Consider the following 7,434-nt stretch of genomic DNA (forward strand, 5'->3'; position numbering starts at 1 on the left):
GACGAAGGTGGCGTTGGGGTGCAGGGCCGACAGGTCGCGGCCGAGCATCAGGCCGATCTTGTCGGCGAAGATTTCCTCGCCGGTGTCGTCGACGACGCCGCAGCGGTCGCCGTCGCCGTCGAAGCCCAGCGCCAGATCGGCCCCGGTGTCGCGGACCTTCTGCGCCATCTGCATCAGCATGGCGTGGTCTTCGGGGTTGGGGTTGTATTTGGGGAAGGTGAAGTCGAGCTCGGTGTCCATCTCGATCACCTCGGCCCCCATCCGGCGCAGTGCCTCGGGGGCGAAGGCGCCGGCGGTGCCGTTGCCGCAGGCGGCGACGACCTTGATCGGGCGGGTCAGCTTCACCTTGGACACGATGTCGGCGATGTAGCGCTCGCGGAAGCCCTCGACCCTGGTCAGGGAGCCGCCCGCGCGGCCGACGCCCTCGCCGTTCAGGACGATGTCCTTCAGCCGGCCAATCTCGTCGGGGCCGAAGGTCAGCGGCGGCTGGGCGCCCATCTTGACCCCAGTCCAGCCGTTTTCGTTATGCGAGGCGGTGACCATGGCCACGCAGGGCGCGTCGAGGTCGAACTGGGCGAAATAGGCCATGGGCGACAGGGCGAGACCGATGTCCAGCACCTCCATCCCGCCCTCCAGAAGGCCCAGCGTCAGCGCCTGTTTCACGCTCAGCGAATAGGAGCGGTAGTCGTGGCCCACGACGATGCGCGGCCGCTGGCCGATCTCGTGGACGTAGGTGGCGAGGCCCAGGCCCAGCGCCTGGATGCCCAGGAGGTTGATCTCCTTCTCGAGGATCCACCGCGCGTCGTATTCGCGGAAGCCCGTCGGCTTCACCAGCGGCACGGTCTCGTAGTCGGCCGTGTTGGGGCGAAGGTCCTGGCGGGGCTTGATCATGGTCGGTCCTGGGATGGGGGCGGCCCCGTATAGACAGGGGGCGGGAGGGTCACAACAAGGCGGGAACGGCGCTATCGACGCCGCGTTGCCGGAAACCATCCCAACCTTGACCGGTTCCGAGCCCCGGCCTACCCCAAGCCGCCGATCCTGGAGTTCCGAATGCCCCGCCTGATCCTGCTGCGCCATGGCCAGAGCCAGTGGAACCTCGAGAACCGCTTCACCGGCTGGGTCGACGTGGACCTGACCGCCGAGGGCGAGGCGCAGGCGCGGCGCGGGGGCGAGCTGATCGCCGCGGCCGCGTTCCGCCCCGCGGTCATGTTCACCTCGGTGCTGAAGCGGGCGAAGCGGACCGGCGCATTGGCGCTGGACAGCGCCGGGCTGCGCGACGTGCCGGTGGTCGAGGACTGGCGTCTGAACGAGCGGCATTACGGCGGCCTGACCGGCCTCGACAAGGCCGAGACCGCGGCGAAGCACGGCGAGGATCAGGTCAGGATCTGGCGCCGCAGCTACGACATCCCGCCGCCGCCGCTGGCGCCCGGCGGCGAGTGGGACTTCGCCGGCGACCCCCGCTACGCCGGCAAGGACATCCCGGACACGGAGAGTCTGAAGACCACGCTGGATCGGGTCCTGCCATACTGGGAGGCCGAGATCGCGCCGCGCCTGCAAGCGGGCGAGGACGTCCTGATCGCGGCCCACGGGAACTCGCTCCGCGCCATCGTCAAACACCTGTTCGCCGTGCCCGACGACGCCATCGTCGGGGTCGAGATTCCGACGGGCAATCCGCTGGAGATCGAGCTGGACCGTGATCTGCGGCCGGTCTCCGCGCGCTATCTGGACGAGGCGCGGGCGACGCCGCTGCCGCCGCTGGAAGGCTCCGCGTCATGAGCACCGCCCAACAGGCGTCCGACGACATCCGCTTCATGGGCCGGGCCATCGAGCTGGCCAAGGCGCGGATGGGCGAGACCTGGCCCAATCCGGCGGTCGGCTGCGTGATCGTCAACGACGGCGGGGTCGTCTCGGAAGCGGCGACCGCGCCGGGCGGACGCCCGCACGCCGAGGAGCAGGCGGCTCCGGCCGCGGGCGAGCGGGCGCGGGGCGCCACCGCCTATGTCACCATGGAGCCGTGCGGGGCCCGGTCGTCCGGCCGCACCTCCTGCTCGAATTTTCTGATGGACGCGGGCGTCAGCCGGGTGGTGGTCGCCGCCGTCGATCCGTCGCCCTTCGCGTCGGGACGCGGCGTCGAGCGGCTGAAGAAGGCCGGGCTGGAGGTCGAGACCGGCCTGCTGGCCCAGGAGGCGGCGGTTCTCTACGAGGGCTATCTGCATCGGGTCGAGACGGGGCGGCCGATGGTGCGCATCAGCGAGGACGGGGCCGGGTTCGACGCCCGCTTCGCCGCCTCGGCCAAGGCCGACCTGACCACCGAACTGCAGCGTCTGGGCGAGGCCGGCTACACCCGCGTCTGGGTCGCGCCGGGCGAGCTGGCGGACTCGCTGCGGGCGCAGGGGCTGCTGACCGACTGAGCGCCGGCCGTCCTTCCGGGGCCGCGCAGCCGGCGCCGGCCCCGGAAAGACGCTGAACGAGCAGGGCGAATCCGCGCTAACCATTTCAGTGTTCCTTAAGCGGGGCCGTGCCAGAATGGGACCATGCCGGCCGATCACACCATCACCACCGCCAGACGCCGCCTCGACCAGACCGAACTGGACGCGATCTGCGCCCGGCACGACCGGTTGTGGCAGGCCAAGCCGGGCGGCGCGCGCGCGGTGTTCGCCTGGATGGATCTGTCGGGCCTCAGCCTGGCGGGCCGCAACCTCGCCGACGCCGATTTCGCCGCCGCCTGCCTGATCGGGACCGATCTGACCGGCGCCAAGCTCGACAACGCCACCTTCTTCGGCGCCGACATGCAGGACTGCATCCTCGTGGAAGCCAGCCTCCGGCGCGCCGATCTGCGGGGCGCCTGCCTGCGCGGCGCGGACCTGAGCGGCGCGGACCTGTTCGAGGCCGACCTGCGCGAGGGATCAATCGCCGCCGCGGACGCCAAGCTGGGCTTCAAGGTGGTCGAGGCGCGTTCGCGGGTCGACACCCAAGCCCAGGGCGCCTGCCTCGCGGGAGCCAACCTCGAGCGGTCGAAGCTGACCGGCATCGTGGCCGTGGCCGCCGACTTCACCGATGCGGTGATGAAGGACTGCAAGCTGATCCGCGCCAACCTGAAACAGGCCAGCTTTCGCGGCGCCGATCTGGCCGGTGCGGATATGTCAGGCGCCGACCTGTCGGGCGCCGACCTGCGCGACGCCGTGCTGGTCGGGGTGAAGATGGCGATGTGGCGGACCGATGGGGCCGACATGACGGGTTGCCTGACCGACGACCGCTCCTCCGGCGCGCCAGTCGGCAAGATGCCCGCCGCCGAGATGCTCGCCGAGCATGCGCAGTGGTGCGAAAGCGGCGGCGCCTCCGGCCGGCCTTCAGTGTTCGACGGCGTCGATCTGCGGGCGCTGCGCTCGATCCACGGCTACAATCTGACCGCGCTGTCGGCCAAGGGGGCGGTGTTCTACGGCCTCGACATGGAGAATGTGCAGCTGCAGGGCGCGCATCTGGAGGACGCGGACCTGCGCTCGGTCAACCTCAAGGGCGCCGACCTGCGCGGCGCACGGCTGGCGCGGGCGCGACTCAACGGTTCGGACCTGCGGGGCGCCAAGCTGGGACCGCTGCTGATCGCCGCCGACCGGCTGTTGCCCGCCGACCTTTCCGGCGCCTGCCTGCGCGGCGCCGACCTGTCAGGGGCCGATCTCAAGCGGGCGGTGCTCGCCGGCGCCGATCTGGGCCGCGCCCGGATGTTCGGCGCCAACGTCCAGCAGGCCGACCTGACCGACGCCCTCACCGGCGGAACCCAAGGGCTGGCCTCGCCGCTCGTCGACGCCTGACCCAAGGAAAAAGGGCGGCGCGAACGCCGCCCTTCCCAGGCTTCGGTCCTGAACGATCAGGCCGCGGCCTTGTCCTTCTTGCCTTCGATCAGCTTGGAGCCGCCGCCGATCTCGATGCGACGGGGCTTCAGCGCCTCGGGCAGTTCGCGGACCAGGTCGATCGACAGCAGGCCGTTGACCAGATCGGCGTTCTTCACGACGACATAATCAGCCAGCTGGAAGCGGCGCTCGAAGTCGCGCTCGGCCAGCCCGCGGTGCAGGAAGGTCCGGTCGGTTCCGCCGTCGTCGTTGGCGGTCTTGCGGCCGGTGACGGTCAACAGGTTCTCCTTGACCTCGATGTTCAGCTCGTCGGGGCTGAAGCCGGCGACCGCGATCTCGATCCGGTAGGCGTTCTCGCCGGTCGTCTCGATGTTGTAGGGCGGCCAACCGTTCTCCTGGCTGGTGCGCGCGGCGCTTTCCAGCAGGCTGGCCAGACGGTCGAAGCCGACGGCGGAACGGTAGAGGGGGGAGAAGTCATAGGTACGCATTGTCATCCTCCTGATGATCAGCAAGGTCGAACCGCTCCTGCGTTTTGGGCCCGGAGCGGTGGTGGGAGTTCAGCCCGGTCGACCCTCGAGGAGGCGCCGTCCGGTCCGGAGGCCCCGAAATCGGCGGCCTCGAACGAAGAATTGGGAAGGGCTCGCGCACCGTCAAGACCTGCGCCCAACTGTCGCCCGAGGATTCTGGAGGCTTGCCCCGTCCCGCGCAGGCCCTAGGGTCCACAACATCGCCGTTGAACTTTGCTGGAGGCCTCCATGCGTCTGCTCGCCCTCGCCGTCACGACCGCGCTCGCCCTTCCCGCCCTGGCCTACGCCCAGGCGCTGCCGGCCCTTCCCGCCCTGGACGAGACGCCGGCCCAGCGAACCGCGCGACGGGCCGCCATGACGCCGCCCGTGCCCCAGGAAGACGCCGCCCTGCAGGCCGCGATCGGATCGTCCGCCCGACCGGCGGCCGATGTCGCCCGCGACGTCTATCGCCGCCCGTTCGAGACCCTGACCTTCTGGGGTCTGACGCCGGGATCGACCGTCATCGAGATCGAACCCGGCCGCGCCGGCTGGTGGAGCGCCATCCTGCAGCCCTACGCCGAGGCCACCGGCGGCCGCTACGTCGCCGTCAACCGCCCGCTGGAGAGCATGGGCGTCGAGGACGGCACCGCCGACATGGTCGTCGTGGCCCGCGCCTTCCACAACTGGCACCGCGCCAATCGCACCGCCCCCTATCTGCAGGCCTTCTTCAAGGCGCTGAAGCCCGGCGGCGTGCTCGCTGTCGAACAGCACCGCAGCGTCGACGGCCTCAATCCGGATGAGACGGCGCCGACGGGCTACATGCCCGAGAGCTACGTCATCCGCGCCGCCCAGGCTGCCGGGTTCGTGCTCGACGAAGGCGGCCGCAGCGACATCAACGCCAATCCGAAGGACGACCGGGATCACCCCTACGGCGTCTGGACGCTGCCGCCGGTGCGCACCAGCGCGCCGCGCGCCAACAACGCCAACGACCGTCCGACGCCTCTCACGGAGGCCGAACGGGCCGAGTACGACGCCATCGGCGAGAGCGACCGCATGACCCTGCGATTCCGCAAGCCGAACTGATCCACAGCCGGGCCCGCAAGGGTTTTGACGGGTTCCTTGAACACGGTTAAGCCCATCGCTCCGGCGGGGCTCCGATAGTGTGGAGCCGCGCTGCGGGGAGCTCGCATGGCTGAGTCCAGACAAGGCCGAACGGGATCTGTGTCGCGGCGCGGCCTGCTGACGGTCGGGGCGGCTGTCGCGCTGGTCGGGTTCGGCGCAGGCTGCGGCCGCAAGGAAGAGACCGCCGAGCCGCCGCCGACCCCCGACGGCCCGCCGCAGGGCTCGCTGGAGTGGGCCATCGCCGGTCCGTGGCGCGCCGAGGGCCGGGCCCGGGACGCCGCGCGCCATCCCATGGAGACGCTGCGCTTCTTCGGCCTGCAGCCGCGCATGACGGTGGTCGAGTTCTGGCCCGGCAGCGGCTGGTACACCGAGATCCTCGCCCCCTATCTGGCCGAGGGCGAGGGGAAGTACGTCGCGGCAGGCTTCCAGACGGGCCCCGGAGCCGATCCGTCTCAGGCCCAGCTGATGGCCGCCTTCCGCCAGCGGTTCACGCAGGACCGGAGGCTGTACGGCGAGATCCAGATGAGCGAGTTCGGCCCCAGCTCCGGGCCGGTGACCGAACCGGGCACGGCGGACATGGCGCTGTTCATGCGCAGCATCCACGCATGGATGGCGGCGGGCATCGCCGAAAAGGCCTTCGCCGACGCCTGGGCGGCCCTGCGGCCGGGCGGCGTGCTAGGGATCGAGCAGCACCGGCTGGGGCCGGAGGAGGATCAGGATCCCGCCGCCGCGAACGGCTATGTACAGGAGGCGTTCGTCAGACAGCTGGCGGCGGAAGCCGGCTTCGCCTTCGTGGCCGCGTCGGAAATCAACGCGAATGAAAGGGACACCAAGGATCATCCCTTCGGCGTCGACACCCTGCCGCCGATGTCGCTGACCGCCCCGCGCGGTTCGCCGCCGAACCCGAGCTTCGATCGGGCGAAATATGACGAGATCGGAGAGAGCGACCGCATGACCTTGAGATTCAGGAAGCCCGAGTGAACCGAACCGCCGCCTACGCCGCCAATGCGCCCCTGATGGGGGTCCCGGGCGCCGCCGCGCCTCCGGGCGGCGAGGGCGAATGGTTCCGCGGCGCGGGCGGCCTGCGCCTGCGGGCGGCGTTCTGGACGCCGTCGTCGCTGGTGGCGGCGACGCCGCGCGGCACGGTGATCCTGAGCCCCGGCCGCACCGAGCCGATTGAGAAATACTACGAGGTCATCGGCAACTTCCTCGCCCGCGGCTGGTGCGTGCTCGCCCATGACTGGCGCGGTCAGGGCCTGTCAGCCCGCCTGCTGCCCGACCGGCTGAAGGGGCACGCCCGCGCCGTGGAGGAGTTCCTAGACGACTACGCGCGCCTGCTGGACGCCTGGGACACCCGCGCGCCCAAGCCATGGATCATGGTCGGCCACTCGATGGGCGCCACCTTCAACCTGATGACCCTTCAGGCGGGAGAGACGCGCGTCGCCGGCGCCGTCCTGTCCAGTCCGATGCTGCGGATCAAGACCGGCAAGCGTTCGATGTGGTCGGTCAAGCTGGCGGTGCGCTGGAACCTGCGTCACGGCAAGGCGGGCGACTATGTGTTGGACGACGCTGACGACCCGTTCGCCCACACCTTCGAGAAGGACGCCCTGACCTCGGACGAGGGACGCTACGAGCAGTGGCGGCAGCAGCTGTTCGCCTGCCCGCATCTGGCGGTTGGCGGACCGACGTGGGGCTGGCTGGCGGTCGGCCTCGACTGCGGCGAACGGGCGCTAAAGCCGCGCGCGCTGAAAAGCGTGCAGGTTCCTGTCGCGGTGGTGCAGTCGGGCGAGGACGATCGGGTCTGGAAACACACCAGCAAATGGGCGGCGAAACGCATCCCTCGCGGCCGCTACGTCGAGGTGACCGGGGCGAAGCACGAGATCATCATGGAGACCGACGACCTGCGCGCCGTCTTCCTTGAAGAGTTCGACGCCATGGCGGCCTATGTGTCGCCGGCG

At 70.4% G+C, this 7,434-nt stretch carries 7 protein-coding genes and 1 pseudogene; 6 read left to right on the forward strand and 2 right to left on the reverse strand.

Annotated elements, in window-relative coordinates:
• Positions 1–891 (reverse strand): annotated as a pseudogene (locus tag VGB60_RS04345) (phosphomannomutase/phosphoglucomutase); the annotation flags it as partial.
• A 159-nt stretch (positions 892–1,050) separates the two neighbouring features.
• Between VGB60_RS04345 and gpmA the strand changes: the two are divergent.
• The 3 genes from gpmA to VGB60_RS04360 all read left to right on the forward strand — a co-directional run bounded on the left by gpmA (position 1,051) and on the right by VGB60_RS04360 (position 3,809).
• Positions 1,051–1,776 (forward strand): 2,3-diphosphoglycerate-dependent phosphoglycerate mutase, encoded by a 726-nt coding sequence (gpmA, locus tag VGB60_RS04350; protein ID WP_331037050.1) that lies wholly within the window; start codon positions 1,051–1,053, stop codon positions 1,774–1,776.
• The gene (locus tag VGB60_RS04355; RefSeq protein ID WP_331037051.1) at positions 1,773–2,411 is read left to right on the forward strand and encodes a bifunctional diaminohydroxyphosphoribosylaminopyrimidine deaminase/5-amino-6-(5-phosphoribosylamino)uracil reductase RibD; all 639 of its coding nucleotides are present in this window, start codon (positions 1,773–1,775) and stop codon (positions 2,409–2,411) included. The genes gpmA and VGB60_RS04355 overlap by 4 nt, the downstream gene beginning before the upstream one ends.
• A 123-nt stretch (positions 2,412–2,534) precedes the next feature.
• Positions 2,535–3,809 (forward strand): pentapeptide repeat-containing protein, encoded by a 1,275-nt coding sequence (locus tag VGB60_RS04360; protein WP_331037052.1) that lies wholly within the window; start codon positions 2,535–2,537, stop codon positions 3,807–3,809.
• Positions 3,810–3,865: 56 nt separating this feature from the next.
• Here the strand turns inward: VGB60_RS04360 and VGB60_RS04365 are convergent, their stop codons facing one another.
• On the reverse strand, positions 3,866–4,336 hold the full coding sequence (locus VGB60_RS04365) for an Hsp20 family protein (protein ID WP_331037053.1): 471 nt from the start codon (positions 4,334–4,336) through the stop codon (positions 3,866–3,868).
• 267 nt (positions 4,337–4,603) lie between these two features.
• Between VGB60_RS04365 and VGB60_RS04370 the strand changes: the two genes are divergently transcribed.
• The 3 genes from VGB60_RS04370 to VGB60_RS04380 all read left to right on the forward strand — a co-directional run.
• Positions 4,604–5,437 (forward strand): class I SAM-dependent methyltransferase, encoded by an 834-nt coding sequence (locus tag VGB60_RS04370; RefSeq protein ID WP_331037054.1) that lies wholly within the window; start codon positions 4,604–4,606, stop codon positions 5,435–5,437.
• Between the two features lie 105 nt (positions 5,438–5,542).
• Entirely contained in the window at positions 5,543–6,457 is a 915-nt protein-coding gene (locus VGB60_RS04375; RefSeq protein WP_331037055.1) for a methyltransferase, read from the forward strand.
• Positions 6,454–7,434: alpha/beta hydrolase (locus tag VGB60_RS04380; RefSeq protein ID WP_331037056.1), on the forward strand; the 981-nt coding region annotated here is incomplete at its 3' end. The genes VGB60_RS04375 and VGB60_RS04380, both read left to right, overlap by 4 nt.

Origin of the sequence: Brevundimonas sp., from assembly GCF_036399195.1 — a bacterium.
GTDB lineage: Bacteria > Pseudomonadota > Alphaproteobacteria > Caulobacterales > Caulobacteraceae > Brevundimonas.